This is a genomic window from Candidatus Poriferisodalis sp., assembly GCF_965221945.1.
GTDB lineage: Bacteria > Actinomycetota > Acidimicrobiia > Acidimicrobiales > Poriferisodalaceae > Poriferisodalis.
Genome location: NZ_OZ244925.1, coordinates 2478761 through 2503608, shown reverse-complemented (window position 1 = coordinate 2503608; position 24848 = coordinate 2478761). Strand labels below are relative to the sequence as shown.

Genomic DNA, 24848 nt, shown 5'->3' with positions numbered 1-24848 from the left:
TCCGGTTAGTCCTCGCCAGGACCCAACTCGGGGGCGTTGACCGTGCGCACGTCCGGCTCGACCAGGTTGGGCTCGTTGAGCTCGTCGTTGCTGCTCACTGAGCCCAGCTCACGGAAACGTCGAGCCTGCGGCAGCACCATGCGCTCGAACGAGCCCACACTGCCGTTGTAGGCATCGACCGCGCTGCGCAAGCCGCGACCCATCTTGTCGACATGCTCGACGTACTTTGAAAGCCGGGAGTACAGCTCGTTTCCGAGGTCGGCGACTTTCTCTGCGTTGCGGGCGATGTCTTGTCGCTGCCAGGCCAATGCCACCGTCCTCAAGAAGGCGATCAACAGGCCGGGGGTTGCGATCAGCACTCGGTGTCGGTGCCAAGCGTTCTGCCAAACATCGCCGTCAGCGTCCATGGCCACGTCGAGCATCGGGTCGGTCGGCACGTACATCAGCACGAAATCGGGCGATCCTGATACCCACCGGCCGTAGTCGCGGTCGCCAAGCTCCTTGGCGCGCTCACTGAGAGCCGCGGCATGCTCAGCCAGCGCCTGCTGCTGCTCAGCTTGATCCGAGGTCCGCACAGCCCGGTCGTATGTGGCAAACGGCGTCTTGGCATCGATCACGACGCTCGCGCCCCCCGGCACCTTCACCACCACATCAGGTCGCAGCCGTCCTTCGGCGCCAAGTTCGCCGACGGTGGCTTGCTCGATGTAGTCGATGTGGGGGCTCATACCTGCGGCCTCGATGACGTTGCGGAGGTGCTGCTCACCCCATGCGCCGCGCATCTTGGAGTCGCGCAGGATCTGGCGCAGACCACTCGTCTCGGAGACCAGTTGATCGACGCTCTGTGAGACCTTGGCCGTGTCCTCCACTCGGGCCTTGTCGGCCTTGTTGACGTGGTCCCGCAGTTCCCGCAGACGTTCTCGCATGGGCTCGACGAGTTCCTTGACGGTCTTGCCTGCGTTGACCGTTTGCTCGGTGGTGAGGTCGCGAAACTCCTTCATGAAGTTGGCGCGCGTGGTCTCGCTGACCTGGGCGGCAATCTCCTTGAAGCGACCCTCGATCTCAACCTGCTTCTTGGCCATCTCCTCGACGCGCGCGTCGCGGTCGGCTGTCGCTGACGCCAACTCGGCTTGCAGACCGGCGTTGACGTCGCGGTGCTGCGATGCCTCAGTGCGGGCCGCATCGCGCTCGCTGGTCAGCTCGGCGACTCGCCGCTCCATCGAGTCGTGTGCTGCACCCGCCTGCGCCAGCCGGCGTGACAGCACCGACCATGCGATGCCCCCGCCCACGGCGAGGCCCGCCAGCACTCCTAAGACGACTGCGAGGCCGGTGGACATATGGATCACTCCTTGGTGGAAGCTGGCGACAGACGGTCAGGGGATGAGCCCTGCCCGCAGGCGCCTCTCATTGTCTAACGAGGGGGTGTGACGCGGTTGCGCCGATGAACACCCGCGCAGCCGGGCCCCACCGTCGCGCCACTAGCGTCGGCGTCGGTGTATTGCATGATCGCTGGCGAGCGCGAATGGTTCACGAGCGGCGAAGGCTGCGGTTCCTGAGACCCTGGCGCGCCCCCACGACGGCCCTCGTAACGGTCCTGCTGCTGGTTGCGGCCTGCAGTCCGGGCGCCGAGGAGGCGGCCGAGTCGACCGTCGCTCCATCGGCGACCCAACTCCCCGACGACACCTCCGCCGTTGCGCCCGCACCCACCACCGAGGTGCGGCAGGCCGTTGCGCCAACCACACAGGCGCCCCCGGACACAGCGCCGCGCCGCGGCGGCACGCTGCACGTGCTGATGGCCGCCGACCCGACGCCCATCACCGGCTGGACGCCGTGGGACCACGTGTGCGCATGGTCGTGTCGCAACGTGCTGGACCACGTTCTCGAAACGCTCACGGTGGTCCTCCCGGATGGTTCTGTCGCGCCGTGGCTGGCGGAGTCGGTCTCGGCCGATGCGTCGCTGCAGCGCTGGACCGTCACGCTGCGGCCCGACATCACCTTCACCGACGGCGAGCCGATGGACGCGCTCACCATCAAGACCGGCGTCGACGACTACCTGCGTTCGGGCCGGGCCAGCGGCGGCCATTTGCGGGATGCCCGCATCGCATCGGTCATCGTTGCCGATGAGCTCAGGTTGATCTTCGAATTGAGCGAGCCCAACGCCGGGCTGCCGGTGGCGCTCGCGGGGCCCGTCGGACGCGTGTTTTCCATCGCAGCCGCCGAAGCGGACCCGGACATCTTTGCCAGAGGACCGGTCGGCACTGGACCGTTCTTCTTTCGGCGCTGGTCGGCGGGTGAGCCAGCGGTCCTGGAGGCCAATCCCGACTACTGGCGTACCGCAGCCGACGGCTCGCCTCTGCCGTGGGCTGCTGAGATCCAATTCACCGAGATCTCCGACGAGCGTGAACGGCTCGCCGTACTGCTGGGCGGTGGCGGCGACATTCTGATGTCGAGATCGGCGGAGCTCTCTACAGCCGCAGCCGTCGCAACCGATGGCGGAGGTCGCCCGCTCAACGTGATCGGACGCTTTGACGACAACGCTGGCGTCGTGCTGTTCAATCTGCTGCGAGCGCCTCTCGATGACATCCGGGTGCGGCGGGCGCTGATCGCGGCGGCCGACCAGACCAAACTGCTCGAGGCGCTAGGACCCGATGTCGAGCGGCTCGCGGCAACGCAGTGGTGGGCGCCCGGCAGCATCTGGCATTCCGCTGAGGTTGCGGAAGCCTGGCCGGGTCATGACCTGCAGCGGGCTCAATCCCTGCTGCGCGAGTACACGGAGGATCCCGAGCGTTCCGACGATCGAGATCCTGGCGAGCCAGTGCGGATCCGAGTCTTGTGCACCGACGATCTCGCGCTCGCGCAGATGACGGCAACGCTGGAACGCCAGTGGGAGGACACCGGCCTTGTCGATGTCGACGTCGAGACAGTCGCCCGCACGGGGCTCATCAGCCGTGTCATGGGCTCGGTGGTCCAGAGCCCGTCCTTCGCTGGCGACTTCGGTGCCACGTGCTGGCGGGTTGGCGGCGAGTCCGATCCAGCGGTGCTGGCGTCCGCAGCTGTCGGACCGGTCCGCACCACGCCGCTGAACGTGTCCAACTTCACCGGCGAGCATCTCGCGGCGTTGGCGAGCCTGATCAAGGCGACCGACGCGGGGGACGACCGACGACAAGCCGTAGCGAAGCTCATGCTGGAGCTCACCAACGAGGCTCCCTACGTGTACCTGGGCTACGCCTCGAGCGTCGTGGCAGCGACGGCGGATGTTGCCGGGCTTGGCACCACGACGCTGCCCGACGGCAGCGTGGTCCAAGGCCAGCGACTCGGTGTCGGCCGTTATGACGAGGTGTGGCTGCGCCGTGAGTGACGGCACTGAATCGTTACCGCCGCCGATGCCGAACCCCGAGCAGCTGGGCTGGTCTCGACGAACCGGACCGGCCCCCCAGATCCCGAAAGGTCACACCGTGAGCCGCGTTGGCGTCGAGCACCGCGGCGCGTATGAACTCCTTGACGACGAGGGCCCCAGGATTGGGGCGCTGGATGCCGCTGTCCGCGATGCAGCCCGAACACCGTTGGATTATCCGACCGTTGGCGACTGGGTTGTTCGCTCGCTGGAAGTCCGACACAACCGCCGCGTCGTGATCACCGACGTGCTGGAGCGCACCTGCTTGCTGTGCCGTCGCGCCTCTGGGCCACGAGCACGGCCCCAGCTGGTGGCGGCGAACGCCGACATCCTCGCAGTCGTCACGACGCCTGCTCCAACCAGCGACTCCCCTTCGACCGAAGCGGCCAGCGTCGGCCATCGGATCGAGTGGTATCTGACTGCGGCGTTCGCCGGAGGCGCTCGACCGGTGATTGTCGTGAACAAGATCGACACGGTGTCGGGCGCCGAGTGCGAGGCGAGCGTCGATGCCCTGCGTCACCGCCTGGGCGCCGCAGCAGCCGAGGTGCCGATCCTGGTGACGAGCGCCCTCGATGGTCGCGGCCTTGACGGCTTGGGAGCGTTGGCGAGCGGCGGCACGACCGTGGCGCTCAGCGGGCCGTCGGGTGTGGGCAAGTCGTCGCTGGCGAACCGGCTCGCAGGGGCCGAAGTAGTACCGGTCGCCCCGCTGAGTCCCGATGGTCGAGGCCGGCACACCACCGTGCGGCGCCAGCTCGTTCCCGTCGGCGGGCCGGCCGGAGGGACGCTCGTGGACACCCCGGGCTTGCAGGATCTGATCCCCTGGGGCGGCGATCTGGGGTTGCCCCGCTCGTCAGGCCCGCTTGACGGGCTTGCGATGGCATTCGGCGAGATCGCCGCACTCGCGCAGAGCTGCCGCTTTGGAGACTGCGCGCACACCGTCGAGCCGGACTGCGCTGTGACGGCTGCAGTGACAGCCGGCGAGCTGCCAACCGAGCGCCTGAGCACCTACCTCGAACTCGTGGCGGACATGGATACCGGGGATCCATTCGGCAGCTAGCGCGCGTCTGGCTGAAGTACTGCCTCAGCGCCGCGCTTAGCGGCCCTTGAATTCGGGCGGGCGCTTGTTCATGAAGGCGTCGACGCCCTCTTGGTAGTCGTCGCTGTCGAAGCAGGCCCGGATCATCGCTTCTACCTCGGCGAAATCGCGCTGAGACTCCGGCTTCTGCCACTGCGTCAACGCCGCCTTCGCCGCCGCAATGGTGAGCGGTGCGTTCTGGCCGATCAGCTCGGTCCATTCGTCGACGGAAGCCTCTAGGTGCGCCTTGGGCACGACCCGGTTCACGAGGCCCATCTGCAGTGCCTCCTGCGCTCCGAAGCGATCAGCCAGGAAGAAGATGCGCTTGGCCGCTGATGGCCCGACCAGACGCATCAGTGTGCCGATACCTGCGGCGCCATAACCGAGTCCCAGGCGAGCGGCGGGGATCGTGAACTGGGCGTCCTCGGCCGCGACGCGCAGGTCGGCCGTCAGCGCCACCGCGAGCCCGCCGCCGATGCAGTAGCCACCGATGGCGGCGATGAGCGGCTTGGACAAGCCCAGCAGCGCTGCGTGCGCCCGGGACGTCGTGTCGTCGTAGCTGCGGTTGCCGCTCGCGTCGGAACGCTGCGCGCCGAATTGGCTGATGTCGGCACCTGCTGCGAAGGCGCGCTCGCCGGCCCCTCGGATCACCACCACCCGGATCTCGTGGTCGTTCTCGAGCTCGGAGGCGGCAGCGGTGATGCCGTCCCACATCTGCGCGCTGATGGCGTTGTGCCGCTCCGGATGATCCAAGATGATGCGGCCCACGTGGCCGTCACGTTCGAGATGCACCTGTCCGCTCACGGCGGCCGACGCTACCGGTCGTGCCGTGGCCATGACGGGAGCGATAGGCATGGCTGCCCTACCGGCGCCCGAGTCTCTGCCGCGTTGCAGGCAATTGAAGAGAACGAACTCACTCCTCGGGTGGGACCCAGCTGGCGTCGCGGCGTTCCCGGAAGGCGGCGATGCCCTCGGCGGCCTCGTCGCTTTGAAAGAGCCGCTGGCTGAGTTCCGTCGTCCACTCCCAGGCCTCGGCGCGGGGCATCTGCGGCACCCTCGCAACCAGCTGCTTCGTGTGTGCCAGCGCGTTGGGACCGCCCCGCACCAACCGCCGCAGCGTCGATGCGACTTCGTCGTCGAGCAGCTCTCGGGGTACGGCACGGTTGATCAGCCCGGCCGCTGCGGCACGCGGTGCGGGCACCCGTTCGCCCTCGAGGAACAGCTCGCTGGCATCGGCACGGCCCAGCTTCGGCAAGCAGACCACCGAGATCACCGCAGGCGCCACACCGATGCGGACTTCGGTGAACCCGATGATTGCGTCGTCGGCCGCGATGGAGATGTCCATCGCCGCTGCTAGTCCCACGCCGCCGGCGGTGACGTGACCGGCCAGCCGGCCCACCACGGGCTTGTCGCAGGTCATGATCTTCTCGAGGATCTCCACGAAGTTGTAGCGAAGCGTCGGCTGAGGCACCCCGGGCTGGGCGGCCCGCAAGTCGGCGCCGGCGCAGAACGTGTTGCCGACATGGGTGAACAGCACGGCGCGCACCTCGGGATCGGCAAGCGCAGCCTCGAAGTGGTCGCCGATGGCGTTCACGATCTCGACGCTGAGCGCGTTGCGGTAGTCGGGCCGGTTCAGGGTGATCGTCGCCACCCCGCCTGCCACCGAATAGAGCGCAGCAGCGTCAGGGTCGTCGGTGGGTGTGCGGGCGTGAGCGTCTTTGCCAGCGTTGTCCTGAGTCATCGCAGCGATGCTAGGCACCGAGCCTCTGGCTCACGGGCTTTGGGGCGACTCCTAGGCTGCCCGAGATGACCTCACTCCTCGCTCAGGCCCCCTCCGCCACCGATGCGGTGGATGCACTCCTAGAAGCCAGCCGCAGCACGGAGGTGTGCGGTACCGAGCCCAGCTGGATCTGCGAGCGCCTGCTGGATTGGACCGGCAGCGAGGGGCTGGCGTCGGCGTCGGTATGGATCGTGGACAAGCCCCTCACGGTGCTGGTGATCCTGCTGCTCACCGTTGTCGCTCGCCGAGTCATGCGGCGCGCCATCGACCACATGGTGGAGCGGATCGCCAGCGACAAGAAGAACGCAGAGCAACGTGAGGCCGCCCGCACTGCCAAAGAGGGCCGAACGTGGGATCCCGACCGGCTCGCGGCCAAGATGAGTCAGCTGCGGGAGCGAACGGAGCGCGCCAGCCAACGGGCGAAGACCCTCGGGACGCTGTTCAAGAGCGTCGCCACCACGATCATCTGGGCCGTCGCGCTGATGATGCTGCTCGGCGAGTTCGACGTGAACCTCGGCCCTCTCATCGCAGGCGCCGGCATCATTGGCGTGGCGGTCGGCTTTGGCGCCCAATCCCTCGTCCGAGACCTGCTGACGGGCGTCTTCATGCTGATCGAGGACCAGTACGGCGTCGGCGACGTGGTCGATCTCGGCGATGCGGTGGGCACCGTCGAGTCCGTGGGGCTGCGGACCACACGCCTTAGGGACCTGTCAGGCACGGTCTGGCATGTGCCCAACGGCGCGATCGCCCGGGTCGGAAACATGTCGCAGCTGTGGGCTCGCGTGCCGCTCGACCTTGACGTGGCCTATGACACTGACCTTGACGAGGCAATGGCGATCATCAAGCGGGTTGCGGACGAGGTGTGGCACGAGCAAGGCGAGAGCACCACCGTGCTCGAAGAGCCCACAGTGTCCGGCGTGCAAGCCTTCGGTGCCGACGCGGTCACCCTCCGGGTCATGGTGAAGACTGAGCCCGCTGAGCAGTGGGCCACGGCACGCCTGCTGCGCAAGCGCATCAAGGACGCGTTCGACGAAGCCGGCATCGAGATCCCGTTCCCCCAGCGAACAGTGTGGGTGCGCAGCGGTGAGCCAGACCAGACCGCGCCCGCAGCAGCGGCCGCATTCGATCGTCCGGTGGTGCCAGCCTCAAGCGAGGCCGGGCACGCCGAATCCGACAGCGACGGCGGCGACTCAGACCTGTAGACCCCAAGAGCGGCGCTCGTCCGAGCAGCGCTCACCGCAGCGGTGCTGGGGCCGAGCTGCTCGGGACCGTCTTGCGTCAGTCTGCGTCGCCGAGCACGACGGCGACCTCGGGACGGGTCGCCGATCCGTTGGCGCGAAGCGAGAGCTCGCCGATGTGACCGGCGTCGGTGAGATCGCTGCGAGTGAGATCCAGCAGCGCGATGTCGGCGGCCGAAGCGGTGACCGTGACGTGGTCCGCAGGCACTCGAAGACTCCGCTTCGCCTCAGTCTTGGCGCGGCGCACCTCGCTCAGCACTGCAGCAGTGACGGACAAAGCGCCAGAGTGATTGCCTGAAGCGAGTGCTGTGAGGTCTTCGGCGTTCGGCCAACTTGCAGCGTGGACCGAGCCGTCGCGCCACCACGACCAGATCTCTTCGGTGACGAAGGGCAGGAACGGCGCGAACAGGCGCACCAGGGTGTCCAGCGTCACGGTGAGCGTGCGATGCGCGTCTGCTGCCGCCTCGGCACCTTGACCGCCGTACGCACGTCCCTTGACCAGTTCGACGTAGTCGTCGGTGAACTGCCAGAAGAACTGCTCGGTCCGTTCCAGAGCCCGCGCGTAGTCGAATACCTCGAATGCGTCGGTAGTGGCGCGCACCAGATCTGCGAGCGCAGCGAGCAACGCAGCGTCGAGCGCATTGCCGACTGGTTCGTCGGGGCGGCTGCCGTCGCCGTGGGCGGCATCGCCCGCCAGCGTCAGCACGAACTTCGCGGCGTTCAACAGCTTGATCGCCAGGCGGCGCCCGATCTTCATCTGGCCTTCGTCGAAGGCGGTGTCGGTGCCGGGCCGTCCGTTGGCTGCCCAGTAGCGGACAGCGTCGGCGCCGTAGGTGTCGAGCAGGTCCACCGGCGTCACCACATTGCCCTTGGACTTGGACATCTTCTTGCGGTCCGGGTCGAGGATCCAGCCCGACAGGGCGCAGTGCTTCCACGGGGCACAGTCGTGGCCGAGGTGACTGCGCACTGCAGTCGAGAACAGCCAGGTGCGGATGATGTCGTGACCCTGGGGGCGCATGTCCATGGGGTAGGTGCGCGCCCACAGGTCAGGATCCTCACTCCACCCGCATGCGATCTGGGGCGTCAGTGACGATGTCGCCCAGGTGTCCATCACATCGAGATCCCCGACGAAGCCGCCGGGCTGGCCGCGCTGCGATTCGTCGTAGCCGGCCGGCACGTCGCTGTTCGGATAGGCCGGCAGAGCACGGTCGTCGGGGACGAGCGGACGCTTCCAGATCGGCTCGCCGGCGTCGTCAAGCGGGTACCACAGCGGGATCGGCACGCCGAAATATCGCTGACGGCTAATCAGCCAATCGCCGCTCAGACCCTCGATCCAATTCGTATACCGGCCCTGCATGTACGGCGGGTGCCAGGTCATCTCCGAGCCACGGGCGATCAGCGCGTCACGCAACTCGGCATCCCGCCCGCCGTTGCGGATGTACCACTGGCGACTCGACACGATCTCGAGCGGCCGGTCGCCCTTCTCGTAGAACTTCACCGCGTGTGTGATGGGTCGCGGCTCGCCGATGAGCTCGCCCGAGTCGCGCAGCAGCCCGACGGTCGCAATCCGAGCGCCTCCAACGGTGCGGCCTGCCAGGCGCGCATACGCCTCGCGCCCCGCAGGCGAGTCGATGCCCGGAGGCGGATCCGCAGCAATGCGACCCCGGCGGTCCACGATCGCCCGCACGGGCAGGTCCAGCTCGCGCCACCACGTCACGTCGGTGGTGTCGCCGAAGGTGCAGATCATGGCGATGCCGGTGCCCTTATCGGGCTCGGCCAGCTTGTGGGCAACCACTGGGACTTCCACTCCGAACAGCGGCGTCACCACGGTTGAGCCGAACAGCGGCTGGTAGCGCTCGTCATCAGGGTGGGCCACGAGCGCCACGCACGCGGCCAGCAGTTCCGGCCGGGTCGTCTCGATCTCGACTGTGCCATTTGACGCTGGGCCACTCGATGCTGGGACGTTGCGGCCGCCTTGTGAGTCCATGCGATGGAAAGCGATGCGGTGGTAGGCGCCGGGCCGCTCGCGGTCTTCGAGTTCGGCCTGGGCGACTGCGGTGCCGAAGGTGACGTCCCACAGCGACGGCGCTTCGATCTGGTACGCCTCGCCACGCGTGAGGTTCTCCAGGAATGCACGCTGCGCGACTCGCTGGCAGCGTTCGTCGATCGTGGCGTAGGTCATCGACCAATCCACGCTCAGTCCGAGTTGGCGCCACAGCTCCTCAAAGGCCCGTTCGTCGGTGGCGGTGAGCACATGACACAGTTCGATGAAGTTGCGCCTCGAGATCGCCAGTTCGCCACGTGCCTCGACCGCCGCCGGATCGCCGCCGTCGGACGGAGGCGCGAAGCCCTCGTTATAGGGGAGCGAGGGATCGCAGCGCACGCCGAAGTAGTTCTGCACACGCCGCTCGGTCGGCAGGCCGTTGTCGTCCCAGCCCATCGGGTAGAAGACCTCGTCGCCGGCCATGCGTCGGTAGCGGGCGATGTTGTCGGTGTGGGTGTAGCTGAAGACGTGGCCCATGTGCAGCGAGCCGCTGACGGTCGGCGGTGGCGTGTCGATGCTGAACACCTGCTCGCGGGTGGCGGTGCGATCGAAGCGGTACACGCCGTCGGCTTCCCAGCGCTGCGACCACTTCGCCTCGAGCCCGTCGACCGTGGGCTTGTCGGGCACCTGCGTCATGCGTGGCAAAGCTACCGGCGCGCTCGGGCGGTGGCCGAGACTGAGCGACCGCCCCGCACGCGAGGTGAATCCCAAGAAAACAGAACTGTTACAGAATTGTCACAGAAGCGCAACGACATTGACTAGAGTGTGCGGTGGTTGCCGACTGCGGGGGCGGAAGGCAGCTGCAGTCAAGTACTGCCGACCAAAAGGGGGGTCGATAAGCATGATGGCGACAATTCTGACGCTGATCATCCTGGGCATGGTGTTCCAGGGAGCGATGGTCGTCGTGGACAGTGTCCTAGACACGGTCAAAGTGAACGACACACTGAAGTCGATACCGATTATCGGCAGCAACCTGAATCTGATCTGGGCCTACTTGCTAGTACTGGTTTCGCAAGCCAATGACGGCGGAGCCTTGTTTGGGTACGGGGCCAGTTTCGAAGTGCTGTCACTCGGACGCTTCGGTATGGATGTGGCCACGGCCATCGCCATTGTTGCGTTCGTCCCGGTTCGAGACGCTGCAATCAGCGCCTTGAAGCAGGGCATTGGAGGACGCGGCAACTAGCCAGCGTCATGAGCGGCATCCGTGAGGGCGCCGCGCTATCGGCAACGAGCCGACGTAGGGGCACCCCTGCAGGGGTGCCTTTTGCGTTGCCCTCGATGAGTTCGGAATGGCTGGGGGCTCGACGTGACCGCTAGCCCGGCACGACGATGATGCACTCGTCTCGCATGCCGTCAATTTCGGCCGCGTCGTAGCCGAGCTCACTGAGAATCTCGACCGCGTGCTCGCCCAGCAGCGGTGCATGACGGCGCAGGCGCGTCGGCGTCTCGGAGTAGACAACCGGGTCGGCCACATAGCGGTATGCCCCTTCAGTGGGATGCTCAGCGATGCTCACCAGGCCGACAGCAGCCAGCTGAGGATCGCCGTCGAGATCAGCCAGGTCCATGACCCTCGCGGCCGGGATCGAGCGCTCGTCGCAATAGGTGATCCACTCGTCCGTCGTGCGGCGCAGCGAGAGCTCGCCGAACAGCGCATACAGCTCGTCGACATGCGCAATCCGGGAGTTGTGACTGGCGAAGCGCGGATCGTCGGCCAGCTCGGGCCGGTCGACGAATGTGAAGAAGGCCCGGTATTGCGCATCGTTGTAGGGCAGCAGGCACACCCAACCGTCGGCAGTGGGGTAGGGGCGCCGGTGCGGAGTCAGCAACCGGTCGTAGCCGAAGGGTCCCTCTGGTGGCTCGAACACTGCGCCGCGGTAGTGCTCCACCAGATTGAACGCCACCATGGTCTCGAACATGGACACCTCGATGGTCTGGGCCATACCGGTGCGCTCACGGTGGAAGAGGGCGGCGAACACGGCTTCGACGACATGCAGTCCGGTGACCTTGTCGGCAATCACGGCAGGAACGAAGCCGGGTTCGCCAGTGACGCGGCCGATCAGATCCGACAGGCCCGAAGCGGCCTGGATAGCGTCGTCGTAAGCGGGTTTGTCGCGATATGGACCGCCACTGCCGTAGCCGCTCCCTCGGCAGCAGATGAGCTGCGGGTGTTGAGCCCGCAGGGTGTCGGCATCGAGACCGAGGCGTTCTAGGGCCGCCGCTCGCATGTTGGTGATGAGCACGTCAGCGCTGGCCAGCAGCCTTTCCATTGCCTCACGCCCGGCCGGAGACTTGAGATCCAGCGCCAGCGAGCGCTTGTTGCGCTGAATGTTGAGGCTGAACCCAGACATGCCAGCGGATCGGGCCGGCACGCCGTTGCGCGTGGAGTCGCCGACGAGCGTTTCCACTCTGATGACGTCGGCGCCGTGATCTCCCAGCATCCGGCACGCCAGCGGTCCCATGAGCACCGTCGTCAGATCGACAACGCGTATGCCTTCGAGAGCGCCTGAGTGCTGGTTGTCGCCCGCAGTTTGCGCCATTCGATCCTCGTTCACTGTGTCGATCTGGTCGCCGCGGCTCGACGCTCTTCACGCTCGGCGGCTTTGATGCCGTGGCTTATGACGATGGTGGGCGCAAGCAGCATCGATCCGACCACGAGCGCCACGGCGATCAGCGTGGCGAGCAGCGGGGTGTATCCCCAGCGGATGCCGATGGCCCCGCAGACAAGCGATGCCACATACAGGCCGTACCCCGTCCGTTGTCCGAGGCTGGAGATCCGCTTCAGCCGTGCTCGCCGGACGAGAACATCGTCGAAGGGATCGACTGCCGTATGCGCTGGGCCGCGATCGATGTCGGGTATCTCGCGATTGGACTTCGGGGCGGTGGCCACGGCCCCCATTATCTCGTCACGGATCACGGCACAGGCATCGTCGGGCCGTCGTAGGCGCAGTAATGCGTCGGCGCCGTAGCCGGAGACTGCGGATGGGCGGCGATGCCTGCCTGCCCCGATCGCCCTGACTTTGTGCAGAAATGCCGCCACAGGCGGCAAATTTGCACAAAGAAAGCGTGAAAGGCGTTCAGGCTCCGAAGAGCTGCGGATCGTGAGCTTCGGTGGGCTCGCCGCTCGAGGTGCGGTCGGGGGTTTCGATCTCATTGGGCCACGGGGCCGGGGCCGGCCACGGTGCTGGTTCGACTCGCGATGCCCACGCCGGCTCGTTGTGTGCCGGCACTGGGCTCGGCGGTTCCGTCGGGGCTGCGGGTGCCGTTGGTGCTGGCGACGCTGCTGCCGCGCCGACCAGCGGCGGATGCTCCAGGGTTGTGGGCGGCGCCACCGGCCTGAGCACGACTGTCCCATCGTCGTAGTCCTCAAACTGGCTTCCCGACACCGCTTCGAGCCGTCGTAGATCCCACGCTGCTGGCCACATGAGCCGGAATCCGATGTTGGCCAAACCGGCGGCGGTCACCAGATCGCCCAGCGTGATGACATCTCTCAGCAGTGCGAGCGGGATTGCACCGCCCAGCCACGCGGCAATCGTCGCGTCGTCGGACCACCGGCGGGCAGCGCCGAGCAGTACCCGGTCAAGTCCATCGAAGTCGATGATGCCTGCAGCCACCACAGCGCCCTCGTTCACTGGCAGGTAGCCGTTCACGAGGAGCACTGCGAGGTTTGCGGCAATGCCGATCGCAGCGATAAGTGCACCGGTGATGTGTCGGTTGAGCAGGCAACCTGCGAGCAGCAGCGCAAGCGAGACGCCCAGCGCGAAGCGGCCCGCGAGCATGTTGGTGTCCAACCCGACAGCGAGCGACAGGACAACTCCGAGCGCGAGCACTGGCCAATGGTTGATCCGAAGTGCTCGCAGCCTGCCGAAGATCTCGCGCGGCGTGCCGCCTGAGACAAGGGCGACAGCGAAGCCGATGCCAATTCCGATGGTCGCCACGAGCACGATGAAGAACACCGCATGTCGACAGTACAGACCGGTTCGCGCGCACTTGTGGATGGTGAAGCGCCAATAAATGACGCTGCAGTCAGAGGTTCCAGCCACGAGACCCGGGCGTTCGGTCGCCGCCTCGATTAGCTTTGCGCAGGCTTTTCGCCCCGGGTTCGTGGAGGAGAAACGACTTGTTGGACGTTCGAGCAGAGTTGACAGCGACCGTGTGGAAGGTGGTCGCCGAGGTGGGAACCGCCGTCGTTGCCGGCGACGAATTGCTCATCCTCGAGTCCATGAAGATGGAGATTCCTGTCACTGCTCCCGAGGGCGGCACGTTGGCGGAGATGCACGTGGCCGAGGGCGACACCGTCGCCGAGGGCGATGTGCTTGCGGTGGTCGCCACGCCCTGAGCGGCCGAACCCACCCGTAGCCTTGACGCTCCGTGGCAGCTGCCGTTGCCTTCGAGGGCGTCGTGGCCCTGTTGGACCGCTTTCCTGCGTTGGCGGGTGTGGACCTCACGGTGCAAGCCGGCGAGATGGTCTGCCTGAGGGGTCCCAACGGCGCAGGCAAGAGCACGTTGTTGCGGGCGTGTGCGGGTCTCGTGCCCTTACGAGGCGCGCGAGCCGAGGTGCTGGGCTTCGACCTCATCGCAGACCGTCGCTCAGTGCGGCGACACGTCGGATTGCTGGGACATCGGGCCCCGCTCTACGGCGATCTGAGAGTTGACGACCAGCTGCGCCACTGCGCGGCCCTGCATAGCGCGGCCTCCGCCGAGGTGTCAGCCGCGGTCGAACGCTTTGCACTCGGTGGTCGCCTGACCGCAGTTGCCATTCGACGACTCTCCGAGGGGCAGCAGCGGCGAGTGGCGCTGGCCTGCCTGACCATCGCCCGCCCGCGGCTGTGGCTGCTGGACGAGCCGCACGCTGGACTCGACGAGTCGAACAGGGACGCGCTCGACGAGTTGCTGGCCTACGCCGTCGAGGCGGGAGCCACGGTGATGTTCGCGACGCACGAGACGGGCCGTGCACGGGTTGCGGCCGCTCGCCAGGTAGTGCTTGCCGGCGGCCGGGTCGAGGCGATAGCTCCCGGGCCACGCACGGACGGTCCAACCGATGTGGCGTGAGATCTGGCTCGTCTGCCGCAAGGACCTGACCGTCGAGCGACGGGCTCGTATCACGCTCATCCAGATCGTCCCGACAGTGCTGCTCATACTTGTGGTCTTCGCATTCGCATTCGACGCAAACCAGTCCTTGCTGGGCGCCGGGGCGGGCGGTCTGTTCTGGGTGGCCGTCTTGTTCGGAGGCGTGCTCGGGGCGAAGCGCAGCTTCGATATCGAGGCCGAAGGTGGGAACCTGGACGCGCTGCGCCTCGGCGGGCTGGTGCCGGCGGCCATCCTCTGGGGCAAGGCGGCAGCGCTGGCCATCCAACTCATCGTGGTAGCCGTGTTCACCGCCGCGGGGCTGCTGGTGCTCTATTCGGTCACCGTCGACGACTGGCTCCTGGTCGTCGTTGCAGGGCTCTGTGGCACAGCTGCGTTTGCCATCTGCGGGACGCTGTACGGGGCGATGACGGTAGGTCTGCGGTCGGCGGATACCCTGCTCCCGCTGCTGCTGATCCCGGTGGCAGCACCGGTGCTCTTGGCCGGAACCCGGGCGTTCGACGTGGCGCTCGGGACCAGCGCCGACCAAGGCTGGAGCTGGACAGCACTGCTGGCAGTGGTGCTGGTTACATACATCACAGTGGGTTGGGCGGCGGCTGGTCCGCTGCTGGAGGACGCCTGAGTCATGAACGCGGGCTCACGATGATCGGGGCCGCTGAGCCCGACCTGCGCCAGCAGGCGCAACGCCCTGTGCCCTTGCTGAGTACTGGTCGCTGTCGATGACCGGCAGCGTCGCGACCCGGGTGCTGGGTGTCGTGGCGATCGCGGCAGTCGCCGTGATGGCACTGCTGGCGCTGTGGATCTCGCCCGCCGACAGGGTGCAAGGCGACGCCGTCCGGCTGATGTACGTGCACGTGCCCTCGATCTGGGTCGCCTATGGCGGCTTTGTGCTGACCGCATTCGCCAGCGCCAAAGTGCTGTGGCGGACCCGTAGCGGCGCCGGAGGGTTGGAGGGCGTCATCGCGGATCGACAGGCGCGGCAGTGGGACCGCGTGGCTGGAGCTGCCGCCGAGCTCGGCGTGCTGTTCACCGCACTCACGCTGGTGACCGGGTCGCTGTGGGGGAAGGTGACCTGGGGCACCTACTGGCAGTGGGACGCCCGGCTGACCACCACCGTCCTGCTATTCGTGACCTATCTCGGCTACCTGGCGCTGCGGCGCCTGCCCGCCGAACCTCGCTCGAGGGCGCGGCGGTCGGCGGTGATGGCCCTCATCGCGGTCGTCAACCTGCCGATCGTCCACTACTCGGTGGATTGGTGGCGCACGCTGCATCAAGAGGCCAGCTTGAACCTCGGGCTCGGGGGCGACCGCAATTTCGCCGGCGAGATCTATTGGACCCTCCTGTATTCATGGGCCGTCTTCACTGTGGTGGCGCTTTGGATCGGCATCCACCGCTACCGGGTGCTGCGCCTCGAAGAACTCGCCGAGGAAGCAACCCTGGAAGAGCTCCTCGAAGAGCGCCGCAGCGAACAGGCGGCGGGACGATGACCTACGCAGCAAACGTGCTCACTGGTTACGTGCTGGTGGCGGCCGCAGTTGTGACCTACGCCCTCTGGCTAGTCCGCCGCGGCCGCGCACTCGGTCGGGACCTGGGGATTGGCAAGACAGAGTCTGCGGGGGATCCGAGCAACGAGACCTCACAGGCATGACGGACCTCAGCCCCCGGCACCCGCTCGAGGAGGCTCCCGATCGTGCAGCGGCACGCAGGGAGATGGGGCGCCGACGCAAGGCCATGGTCGGCGGGTTCGTGCTGCTGCTGCTCATCGTGGGTGGCGCGGCAGCGATTGCCGGCCTGCGCAACGCCACCCTGTTCTTCCGCAACGCCGATGAGGCCATCGCCGAGCGCGTCGAACTCGGCGACCGCCGGTTCCGTCTGCAGGGACGGGTGGTGCCTAGGTCGGTGGAACTCGACGGCGGCGTGACCACCTTCGAGGTGATCCACAACTGCGCATCGGTGTCGGTGCGGCACTCAGTCGACCCTCCAGACCTGTTCGAATCGCCGTGGATCCCGGTGGTGCTCGAAGGCCGCTGGGTGCCGGGTGACGTCGTCACGGTCGCCGGTCGCGACACGCACTTCTTCTCGAGCGACAACATGCTCATCAAGCACACCAACGAATACGAGGCGGCGAACGAGGAGCGCATCCCGGATCCCGACGAACCGCCCGAGGGCTTCCTGGACAAGTGCCCGTTCGAGGTGCCCCGACTGTGATCGCCGTGCTGGGCACGCTCGGCGTGGCCGTCGGCCTCGTCAGCGCGCTCGGCGGTGCCGGAACGCTGGTCGCTGCGAGAGCACTCAAGCAACCCGAGCGGTGCCGCCAGGCACTGGCGTGGATCGCGGCAATGGCTGCGGGCTGCGCGCTGGCCGTTGGCGCCATGGAGTTCGCACTGCTCAGCGACAACTTCTCGGTTGCCTACGTGGCGCGCAACTCCACCATCGCCACCCCGTTCATCTACAAGATGGCGACACTGTGGGGCGCGCTCGAAGGGTCCATCTTGCTGTGGGCACTGGTGCTGTGCGGCTACGTCGGCACGGCCGCGTGGCGATTCCGCGGCCGGACTGCCGAACCAACGGTGGCATGGGCGCTGGCGGTGATGTTGGGCGTTTGCATCTTCTTCTTTGCACTGCTCGCAGGCCCGGCGAATCCGTTCGCCACGCTGGCCAACCCTCCCGCAGATGGCGGCGGCTTGAATCCGCTGCTGCGCAACCACCCGTTGATGGCGATTCATCCGGTGATGCTGTACCTCGGGTACGTCGGCTTCACCGTGCCGTTCGGGTTCGCTGTGGCTGCGCTCGTCACGGGGCGGTTCGACAGCCGCTGGCTGGCCGATACACGCCGCTGGACGCTCGTGGCATGGGGCAGCTTGGGCGTGGGAATCCTGCTGGGCGCCTGGTGGTCGTACGAGGTCCTGGGCTGGGGCGGGTACTGGGCGTGGGATCCCGTCGAGAATGCCTCGCTGCTGCCGTGGCTGACTGCCACAGCGTTCGTGCATTCGCTCATCACCCAGCAGCGGCGCCAGATGCTGCGTGTGTGGAACCTGTCGTTGCTCATTGTGACGTTCGCGTTGACGATCTTCGGCACGTTCCTGACTCGCTCAGGCGTGCTCGAATCGGTGCACGAGTTCAGCGAGTCCTCGCTGGGGCCCCTACTGCTCGCGTTCTTCGCCGTGATTGTGGCGACCGGTGTGGTGCTGGTGGCGTGGCGCGGCGAAGCGCTGAGAAAGCCCGCCAGCTTGGGATCGATCTGGTCCCGGGAGGGATCGTTCCTGGGGAACAACCTGCTCTTCGCGGTGGCGGCGTTCGTGGTGCTGCTTGGCACGGTGTTCCCGCTTCTGGCCGAAGCTGTGTCGCAGGAACGGCTGGCTGTCGGGCGGCCGTACTTCGATCGGATGCTGGCACCGGTGGGCATTGCACTGCTCGGGTTGATGGCCCTGTCCCCGGCGCTGAATTGGCGTGACACGTCTGCTGAGCTGCGTTCGCGGCGGATGCTGTTGCCGGCTGCGATCGGCGCGCTGACCATGGTGTTGTCGTTGTGGGCCGGTGCGCGCGGTCTGTGGCCGGTGCTGGCGCTGGGCTTGGGCGGATTCGTGATCGGCAGCGCCACGCGGCTGCTATCGCTGGGTGTGCGGCGCAACGGCTGGCGTGGCCTGCTCGGTCGCACCGGCGGCGGCATGATCGCCCATATCGGCGTGGGCGTGATCGCATTCGGTTTCATCGCGTCGAATGCATACGGGTCCGAAGGCGAGTTCACGCTGTCGCCGGGCGAGTCCGGCGTGGTTGCGGGCCACGAAGTCACCTACCTGGGCCTGACCGACACGATCGAGAACGGCAACCGGGTGGTCCGGGTGCGTGTGGACGTAGAAGACCGGGGCACCTTCGAGCCTGCGGTGACGCGCTTCGCCGAATTCGGCCAGCCGATCTCGACGCCGTCGGTGGCGACGAGCCTGGTCGACGACGTGTACCTGTCGCTTGCGACCATTCCCGAAGAAGGCAGCAGCGAGGTGGCGCTGCGTGTGCTCATCAAGCCGTTGGTGGCGTGGATGTGGCTGGGCGGCGCCGTGCTTGCGCTGGGCATTGCCGCGGCATTGGTGCCGAACCGCATCGGAGCGCGGGACCGGGTCCCGCGCGGGGGCGGTGCTCGCCCAACCCTCGACTCTGCACAGGAGCGAGCCGGTGCGGCTACAGGGGAGCGCCGCTCGTGACGCCGGAGTCCGAAGGGATGTCGAGCGCCGAGCCGCAAGCTCCCCTCGACAGCGACAGCCGCGAGGCGGCGCCGCGCCGCCGAGCCTGGGTTCGGATCACGGCGGTGCTCGTCGGACTGGCGGCGGCGGGCCTGATCGCGCTCCTGGCGACGCGAGACTCCGACGGCGGCAGCATCCGGGCTGCCAGCCCGCTCATCGGCGAATTGGTGCCACCGCTTCGAGGCGAGCTGATCTGGCCGCAGGAGCAGTTCGTGCAGGCCGGCGGTGCGCAGGCGATGCCGGGTGTGCACATCGGTCCCGACGGCGTGGCGCGCTTCGACATCGACGCAGCGTCGCCCCGGTGGGTGCTCGTCAACTTCTTTGCGTCGTGGTGCGTTCCGTGCGAGCGCGAACACCCTGCATTGGCCGAATGGGTCTTCCGCCATCCCTATGACGGCGCCTTGATTGCCGTCCCGTTCGGCGATCGGACCGACGCCGCCGTCGCGTTCTATGAGCGTCTCGGAGGCAATTGGCCGGTCATCGATGATCCCGATTCCCGATGGGCCGTCGAGTTCGGAGTGTTGCGGCCGCCCGAGTCGTTCCTGATTACGCCCGAGGGCATCGTGGCGGCCCGCTGGCAGGGTCAGATCAGCGCTGGCGATCCCGACGCTGTCATCGCGCTGCTGCTGGGTTCCGCTAGCGAGGGCGCAGCGACGTCGCAACCCGGTTCATGAGCGCAGCATGAGCTTGCCCGAGGGCACCCCGCCCGCCGCGACGACCCGGCCGCAGCACCGTGGTCCCAGGATGCGCCGTATCGGCTGGCTCGTCGTCGTTGCCGTGGCGATCATCGCTGCCGTCGTTGCCGCCACGGCGTCACGCCCGCCCGCGACGGAGGCCGAGCGCGCCTACGAGCTGAAGCAAGCCACGCTCTGCCCGGTCTGCGACGGCCAGAGCGTGCTCGAGTCGAACGCGCCAGCGGCCGCTGCCATGCGGCGCCAGATCGATCTCTGGGTGGACGCCGGTCGCAGCGACACCGAGATCCGGGCCGACCTCGCTGCCGCCTACGGCGACGATGTGAACGCGCTGCCGCCAGGGGAGGGAGTGGGCACGTTGGTGTGGGCGCTCCCGGTGGCCGCGTTCGCCGCGGCTGTGGCAGGCCTGTGGGCCGCAACTCGTCGCTGGCGGGCTCGGGCGCGTGCTGACGAACCACACCGAGACGGCGCCGGGGAAGCTTCTGCGCCTCAGTATCCGCCTGAAGAGCCACGGCCGCGGCGATTTCGCTTTGTCTCGGTCGTGACCGTCGGCGCCCTCGTGCTCGTCGGCGCGCTGGCTGGCGTGGTCGTGGCGCGTTCGGTCGGGCTGCGCCTGTCGGGCGAGACCATCTCGGGAGATATCGACCGCTCGGCCCGTTCGCTGCTGGTCGATGCTCAGCGCCAGTTCGCTGCGAACCAGCTCGACGCGTCCCGCGCCACGCTGGAGGAGATCTTCCGCCTCGACCGCGACCTGCGCGGCGCACTGGTGTTGTCTGCTCGCTTGCACCTGCGTCACTGCGAATCGCTGTCTGCTCAGGACTCGTCCAGTTCCGGCGAAACCGCCGATGCACTCGTCGCCGGCTGCGACCTGCAGTCGGCGCTGGTCGATCTCGACCGGGTGCTGGCCGAAGATTCCAGCGACACCGAGGCACTGGCCCTTCGTGGCTGGCTGCTGGTGCGCATCCCCGATCCCGAGCTGATCACCGCGGGCATCGCATCGCTCGATGCGGCGGTGGCGCTCAACCCTGGTGAGTTCGATCCGTGGGTGTTCCGCGGCTACACGGCCCGCTTTGTCGAACGCGACCTGCCTGCTGCCATCCGTTACTACCAGTCGGCGCTCCAACGCAACCCGCCCCCCGCCATGGCTGCGGCCCTCGAGAGCGCGATCACCGAAATGCAGGCCGAACTCGAATAGCTGACCACAGGGCGAGAGCAAAATCCCGCAGTCGAACACCTCCGAACGCGGATCCACGGCGGCCGGCGTAACGACCGCAGGCCGAGCGGATCCAGCGTCATGCCTACGCAAGCCGCAGCGCCGACAGCTTCGAATACAAGACGCGTTCAGGATCGGCGGGCGTTGTCCTCGACGGCGCGCCTCCACCGCTCGCTGTATTTGCGTTCACGCCCAGCTCGTCGTCGGTACTTGGCGGCGGATTTCTGGTCTCCGCTGGCTCTCGCCGCTTCGGCTCGAGCCAGGAACTCCTCCGCCTTCTGGTCGCAACTCCGAATCGCGTAGTCGTCGAAGCGGCTGAGCTGCTGGTTGACCCAGTCCTCAACACTCGCCTTGACCTGTGCCCGCCCTCTGCCGCCTTGGGTCTCGACCCGACGCACGGTGCGTCGCAAGCGGATCCTTGCGACAAGTTCCAATGCAAGGCTGCTCGCAATACTCAGCGGTATCAGCACCCACCACGCCGCCCATCTCGAAGAGACCATCCACACGATGGTCACTGCGATCGCCGACGCCATGGACAACAGGTGGAGGCCAAACGCCACATGGTCCTCCCGGTAACTGGCGAGACGTCCGTCAGACCAACGGACCCTGCCGAGCACTTCCGTTACCCATGTCATCAACCGATTTCAGAATCCGAGGTTCCGCGGCGCATGATCATGGAATACAACGACGTATCGCAGCGATGATTAGCACCCGCTCGGGTTTCTCGCGTTGCACGTCGGAGTATTCCCTGGGCGGCCGCCGCCAGATCCGCCACGGGGGTCTGGTGACGGCGTTGTGGCACCGTCACCAAGAAACTGCCTGCCAGAGTCAGGGTGGCCGCCACTGCGCAAAAAGGTACTTGTCGTTTCACCTTGACCCCGTCGGTTGTGCATTCTTGTTTACGTAGACGTTAGATATCGATATTTCTTCATGTCGCATTGCGATGACTTCGTACTGAGCGATTCGGCAAGAGTTGCTTTCGGACGCGGGCAGTCGGCGGGCCCAAAATCGCTGCCACGACCACAACGGAACGACCCTCAATGGGCCGGGAGTGTGCTGACTGGACCGACTATCGGGTCCCTGTGACGCGCGTGCAATTTGCCGGTGGCATGCTCACTTGTAGCGAACAGCCAATTGCCGTGAGCGTTGGCCAGGGCTCAACTGCAAGGTCGCGCCAGTAGCGTGCGAGGCGGGCCGCAGGTGCGGCTGCAACGCCGGTGCAGCCTCCACGCGGCAATCCATCGCAACCGGTCGGGGGCACCCAGTGAGGGCCAAGCGCCGAAATTCAGCCGCCGACAGCGGGGCAGCGACCGTCACCGATCAGCAGCTGGCCGCAGCCGTGGCTGGCGTGATCGACCCGGAGCTGCGTCGGCCCATTGGCCAGATGGGCATGCTGCGCGCTGCGGCCGTCGCGGGGCGTGCCGCACAGGTGCTGGTCGCCGTGCCGTCGCGCGATTGGCCCGCTGCCGGACACGTCTCGCACGCTGTCAGCGAGGCCGGGCGTGCGCTCGACGGCATCGACGACGTGGTCGTGGAATTCACCGTGATGGACGAGGCCGAGCAATCGGCGCTGCGGGCTCAGCTCATCGGCGATCCTGCTGCCACAGCGGGCACCCACGAAGGTCACGGTCACGCCGAGGGGCGGTCCGTGCCGTTCGCCCAAGCTGGCAACAAGACCCGTGTGCTGCTGGTGGCCAGCGGCAAGGGCGGCGTCGGCAAGTCCAGCGTGACGGTCAATCTTGCTATTGCGCTGGCCCAACGCGGCACCCGGACAGCGATCATCGACGCCGATGTGTGGGGCTTCTCTATTCCCCGGATGCTCGGCGTGAACCGTCCCCCCACCGTGATCGACCAGATGGTGGTGCCCACCGAGGCGCACGGTGTGCGGTGCATGTCCATGGGCTTCTTCGCCCGCGAGGACCAACCGGTCATCTGGCGCGGCCCGATGCTGCACAAGGCGCTTGAACAGTTCCTCACCGATGTCTTCTGGGACGATCCCGACCACCTGCTTATCGACCTGCCGCCAGGCACCGGTGACATCTCGCTGTCGCTGGCGCAATTCCTGCCCCGCTCGGAGCTGCTGGTGGTGACCACACCGCAGCCCGCGGCCCAGAAAGTCGCCCAGCGTGCCGCCCACATGGCCTCGCGTGTCAACCTGCAGGTGCGGGCGGTAATCGAGAACATGAGCTGGTTCACCGGTGACGACGGCAAGCGCTACGAGCTGTTCGGTTCGGGTGGCGGCCAGGCCCTGGCCGATGAGATGGATGTGCCGCTGCTGGGTCAGGTGCCGCTGGTGCCGCAATTGCGTGCGGGCGGAGACGACGGCATGCCGATCACGGCTGTCGACCCTGACAGCGAAACCGCCGGCATATTCCGGGACATGGCGCGCCTGCTCTGCGAGGAACACCTGCCGACCCGTCGCTACAACGAAGGTCTGAAGCTGCTGTGAGCACTGTCGGTGCAGCGCCGCCGATTTCCTCGTTGGACGACGTGCGCTTCGACAACCGGTTCACGTCCGCGCTCCCGGCCGATCCCGACACCGTCAACCACCGCCGGCAGGTGATAGGCGCCTGCTACTCGCGGGTCGCGCCAACACCGGCGCCTACGCCGCAACTGCTTGCGCACAGCGCCGAGATGGTTGACCTGCTGGGGTTCGACCGCGACGTGGTGAACGATCCCCAGTTCGCCGCCGTGTTCGCCGGCAGCACGCTGCTCGACGGCATGGACCCCCACGCTCATTGCTATGGCGGGCACCAATTCGGCTCGTGGGCCGGTCAGCTCGGTGACGGCAGGGCGATTGCGCTCGGCGAGATGGTCGACCGCAACGGTCAGCACCAAACCCTGCAACTGAAGGGCGCCGGGCCGACGCCGTACTCCCGCACGGCTGACGGGCTGGCGGTCCTGCGAAGTTCGGTACGCGAGTTCCTGTGCAGCGAGGCCATGGCGCACCTCGGCGTGCCCACCACGCGGGCGCTCAGCCTCGTGGGGACCGGTGACTTCGTCATCCGCGACATGCTCTATGACGGCAACCCGGCGCCTGAGCCGGGAGCAGTGGTCTGCCGGGTGGCGCCCTCGTTCGTGCGATTCGGCAACTTCGAGATCTTCGCCTCCCGGGGCGACGTCGAGACGTTGCACACGCTGGCAGATTTTGTCATCGGTGCCGATTTCTCCCATCTGGCGGGCGAACCCGCACCCGGTCGATACGTGCAGTTCTTCGATGAAGTCGTGCGGAGCACCGCGGAGATGGTCTGCGAGTGGCTGCGCGTCGGCTTCGTCCATGGGGTGATGAACACCGACAACATGTCGATCCTAGGCCTCACTATCGACTACGGCCCCTACGGCTGGATTGACAACTACGACCCCGACTGGACCCCCAACACCACCGACGCGGCCCACCGCCGTTACCGGTTCGGCACACAGCCGGCGGTTGCGCAGTGGAACCTCATGCAGCTTGCCAACGCGCTGTACCCGCTGATCGGCGAGGCGGAAGGACTGCAGGCGGCGCTCGACGGCTACGGGCCGTACTTCGAGCAGAAGTGGTCGGCGATGATGGCCGCCAAGCTCGGCCTGCCGGGGCTCGACACCGATGCCGACCGTGAGCTGGCCACGGGGGTGCTCGAGGTGCTGCGGCTGGTCGAGACCGACATGACGGTGTTCTGGCGACGCCTCGCCACGGTGGCTACCGCCGAGGGCATCGACCCGGCTGAGCGCATAGCCCCGTTGGCCGACGCCTGCTACCGGCCCGCCGAGGTGACCGACGAACACCGCTCAGCCACGAGCGAGTTCATCGAGGGCTACGCAGCCCGGCTGCGGACGCTGGGCATCGCCGACCAGGCAAGGGCCGAGGCAATGAACCGGGTCAATCCGAAGTACGTGCTGCGAAACTACCTGGCCCAGGTGGCCATCGACAGCGCCACCGAGGGCCGTCCCGAGGCCATCGGCGAGCTGCTCGACGTCATGCGCCGCCCCTACGACGACCAGCCCGAGCGGGAGTCCTACGCGGCGCTGCGTCCGGACTGGGCGCGCACCCGCGTCGGCTGCAGCCAGCTCTCGTGCAGTTCTTAGCACCCCGATCCCAAGGTCCAGGGACGG

The 24848-nt window shown here is 67.1% G+C and carries 23 protein-coding genes; 15 read left to right on the top strand and 8 right to left on the bottom strand.

Going from position 1 to position 24848, the window contains the following annotated elements; translation table 11 throughout:
* Positions 1-5: 5 nt before the first annotated feature.
* Entirely contained in the window at positions 6-1334 is a 1329-nt protein-coding gene (gene rmuC, locus ACOQPH_RS11660; RefSeq protein WP_420621560.1) for a DNA recombination protein RmuC, read from the bottom strand.
* Positions 1335-1519: 185 nt separating this feature from the next.
* Here rmuC and ACOQPH_RS11655 point away from each other — a divergent pair, with 185 nt between their 5' ends.
* Both ACOQPH_RS11655 and rsgA read left to right on the top strand, forming a co-directional pair.
* Positions 1520-3355 (top strand): ABC transporter substrate-binding protein, encoded by a 1836-nt coding sequence (locus ACOQPH_RS11655; protein WP_420621559.1) that lies wholly within the window; start codon positions 1520-1522, stop codon positions 3353-3355.
* A gap of 97 nt (positions 3356-3452) precedes the next feature.
* Positions 3453-4448 (top strand): ribosome small subunit-dependent GTPase A, encoded by a 996-nt coding sequence (gene rsgA, locus ACOQPH_RS11650; protein WP_420621558.1) that lies wholly within the window; start codon positions 3453-3455, stop codon positions 4446-4448.
* Between the two features lie 36 nt (positions 4449-4484).
* Here the strand turns inward: rsgA and ACOQPH_RS11645 are convergent, their stop codons facing one another.
* Positions 4485-5270, bottom strand: a complete 786-nt coding sequence (locus tag ACOQPH_RS11645; protein WP_420621557.1) for an enoyl-CoA hydratase — start codon at positions 5268-5270, stop codon at positions 4485-4487.
* A 109-nt stretch (positions 5271-5379) separates the two neighbouring features.
* Positions 5380-6207 carry an enoyl-CoA hydratase/isomerase family protein gene (locus ACOQPH_RS11640; RefSeq protein WP_420621556.1) on the bottom strand — a complete coding sequence of 276 codons (828 nt, stop codon included), beginning with the start codon at positions 6205-6207 and terminating at the stop codon, positions 5380-5382.
* Between the two features lie 65 nt (positions 6208-6272).
* On the opposite strand from ACOQPH_RS11640, the gene ACOQPH_RS11635 reads away from it, so the two are divergent.
* Complete coding sequence (locus ACOQPH_RS11635) at positions 6273-7448, top strand: mechanosensitive ion channel family protein (protein WP_420621555.1); 1176 nt, start codon at positions 6273-6275, stop codon at positions 7446-7448.
* Between the two features lie 76 nt (positions 7449-7524).
* Here ACOQPH_RS11635 and valS read toward each other — a convergent pair whose 3' ends face one another.
* Positions 7525-10164 (bottom strand): valine--tRNA ligase, encoded by a 2640-nt coding sequence (gene valS, locus ACOQPH_RS11630; protein ID WP_420621554.1) that lies wholly within the window; start codon positions 10162-10164, stop codon positions 7525-7527.
* Between the two features lie 205 nt (positions 10165-10369).
* Between valS and ACOQPH_RS11625 the strand changes: the two genes are divergently transcribed.
* Positions 10370-10711 (top strand): hypothetical protein, encoded by a 342-nt coding sequence (locus ACOQPH_RS11625; protein ID WP_420621553.1) that lies wholly within the window; start codon positions 10370-10372, stop codon positions 10709-10711.
* A 130-nt stretch (positions 10712-10841) separates the two neighbouring features.
* Here the strand turns inward: ACOQPH_RS11625 and ACOQPH_RS11620 are convergent, their stop codons facing one another.
* From ACOQPH_RS11620 to ACOQPH_RS11610, 3 genes are all read right to left on the bottom strand, one after another.
* Positions 10842-12065: a CaiB/BaiF CoA transferase family protein gene (locus ACOQPH_RS11620; RefSeq protein WP_420621552.1), complete on the bottom strand. Its 1224-nt coding sequence runs from the start codon at positions 12063-12065 to the stop codon at positions 10842-10844.
* Positions 12066-12076: 11 nt separating this feature from the next.
* Positions 12077-12415, bottom strand: coding sequence for a hypothetical protein (locus ACOQPH_RS11615; protein ID WP_420621551.1), 339 nt, complete (start codon positions 12413-12415; stop codon positions 12077-12079).
* A gap of 187 nt (positions 12416-12602) precedes the next feature.
* Positions 12603-13481, bottom strand: coding sequence for a DUF5317 family protein (locus tag ACOQPH_RS11610; RefSeq protein WP_420621550.1), 879 nt, complete (start codon positions 13479-13481; stop codon positions 12603-12605).
* Between the two features lie 164 nt (positions 13482-13645).
* Between ACOQPH_RS11610 and ACOQPH_RS11605 the strand changes: the two genes are divergently transcribed.
* The 9 genes from ACOQPH_RS11605 to ACOQPH_RS11565 all read left to right on the top strand — a co-directional run bounded on the left by ACOQPH_RS11605 (position 13646) and on the right by ACOQPH_RS11565 (position 20738).
* A complete protein-coding gene (locus ACOQPH_RS11605) occupies positions 13646-13864 on the top strand; it encodes a biotin/lipoyl-binding carrier protein (RefSeq protein ID WP_420621549.1) in 219 nt (72 codons plus the stop codon).
* A gap of 32 nt (positions 13865-13896) precedes the next feature.
* Positions 13897-14577: an ATP-binding cassette domain-containing protein gene (locus ACOQPH_RS11600; RefSeq protein WP_420621548.1), complete on the top strand. Its 681-nt coding sequence runs from the start codon at positions 13897-13899 to the stop codon at positions 14575-14577.
* Complete coding sequence (locus tag ACOQPH_RS11595; protein WP_420621547.1) at positions 14567-15235, top strand: heme exporter protein CcmB; 669 nt, start codon at positions 14567-14569, stop codon at positions 15233-15235. Before ACOQPH_RS11600 ends, ACOQPH_RS11595 begins: the two co-directional genes overlap by 11 nt.
* Before the next feature lie 97 nt (positions 15236-15332).
* Entirely contained in the window at positions 15333-16100 is a 768-nt protein-coding gene (gene ccsA / locus ACOQPH_RS11590; protein WP_420621546.1) for a cytochrome c biogenesis protein CcsA, read from the top strand.
* Positions 16097-16261: a hypothetical protein gene (locus ACOQPH_RS11585; protein WP_420621545.1), complete on the top strand. Its 165-nt coding sequence runs from the start codon at positions 16097-16099 to the stop codon at positions 16259-16261. The genes ccsA and ACOQPH_RS11585 overlap by 4 nt, the downstream gene beginning before the upstream one ends.
* On the top strand, positions 16258-16821 hold the full coding sequence (locus ACOQPH_RS11580; protein WP_420621544.1) for a cytochrome c maturation protein CcmE: 564 nt from the start codon (positions 16258-16260) through the stop codon (positions 16819-16821). Before ACOQPH_RS11585 ends, ACOQPH_RS11580 begins: the two co-directional genes overlap by 4 nt.
* Positions 16818-18812 carry a heme lyase CcmF/NrfE family subunit gene (locus ACOQPH_RS11575; RefSeq protein ID WP_420621543.1) on the top strand — a complete coding sequence of 665 codons (1995 nt, stop codon included), beginning with the start codon at positions 16818-16820 and terminating at the stop codon, positions 18810-18812. The genes ACOQPH_RS11580 and ACOQPH_RS11575 overlap by 4 nt, the downstream gene beginning before the upstream one ends.
* On the top strand, positions 18809-19525 hold the full coding sequence (locus tag ACOQPH_RS11570) for a TlpA family protein disulfide reductase (protein WP_420621542.1): 717 nt from the start codon (positions 18809-18811) through the stop codon (positions 19523-19525). Before ACOQPH_RS11575 ends, ACOQPH_RS11570 begins: the two co-directional genes overlap by 4 nt.
* Positions 19526-19532: 7 nt before the next feature.
* On the top strand, positions 19533-20738 hold the full coding sequence (locus ACOQPH_RS11565; protein WP_420621541.1) for a cytochrome c-type biogenesis protein CcmH: 1206 nt from the start codon (positions 19533-19535) through the stop codon (positions 20736-20738).
* A gap of 146 nt (positions 20739-20884) precedes the next feature.
* On the opposite strand, the gene ACOQPH_RS11560 is transcribed toward ACOQPH_RS11565, so the two are convergent.
* The gene (locus ACOQPH_RS11560; protein ID WP_420621540.1) at positions 20885-21391 is read right to left on the bottom strand and encodes a hypothetical protein; all 507 of its coding nucleotides are present in this window, start codon (positions 21389-21391) and stop codon (positions 20885-20887) included.
* 629 nt (positions 21392-22020) lie between these two features.
* Between ACOQPH_RS11560 and ACOQPH_RS11555 the strand changes: the two genes are divergently transcribed.
* Positions 22021-23205: an Mrp/NBP35 family ATP-binding protein gene (locus ACOQPH_RS11555; RefSeq protein ID WP_420621539.1), complete on the top strand. Its 1185-nt coding sequence runs from the start codon at positions 22021-22023 to the stop codon at positions 23203-23205.
* Positions 23202-24821: a protein adenylyltransferase SelO gene (locus ACOQPH_RS11550; RefSeq protein ID WP_420621538.1), complete on the top strand. Its 1620-nt coding sequence runs from the start codon at positions 23202-23204 to the stop codon at positions 24819-24821. Before ACOQPH_RS11555 ends, ACOQPH_RS11550 begins: the two co-directional genes overlap by 4 nt.
* Positions 24822-24848: the final 27 nt, after the last annotated feature.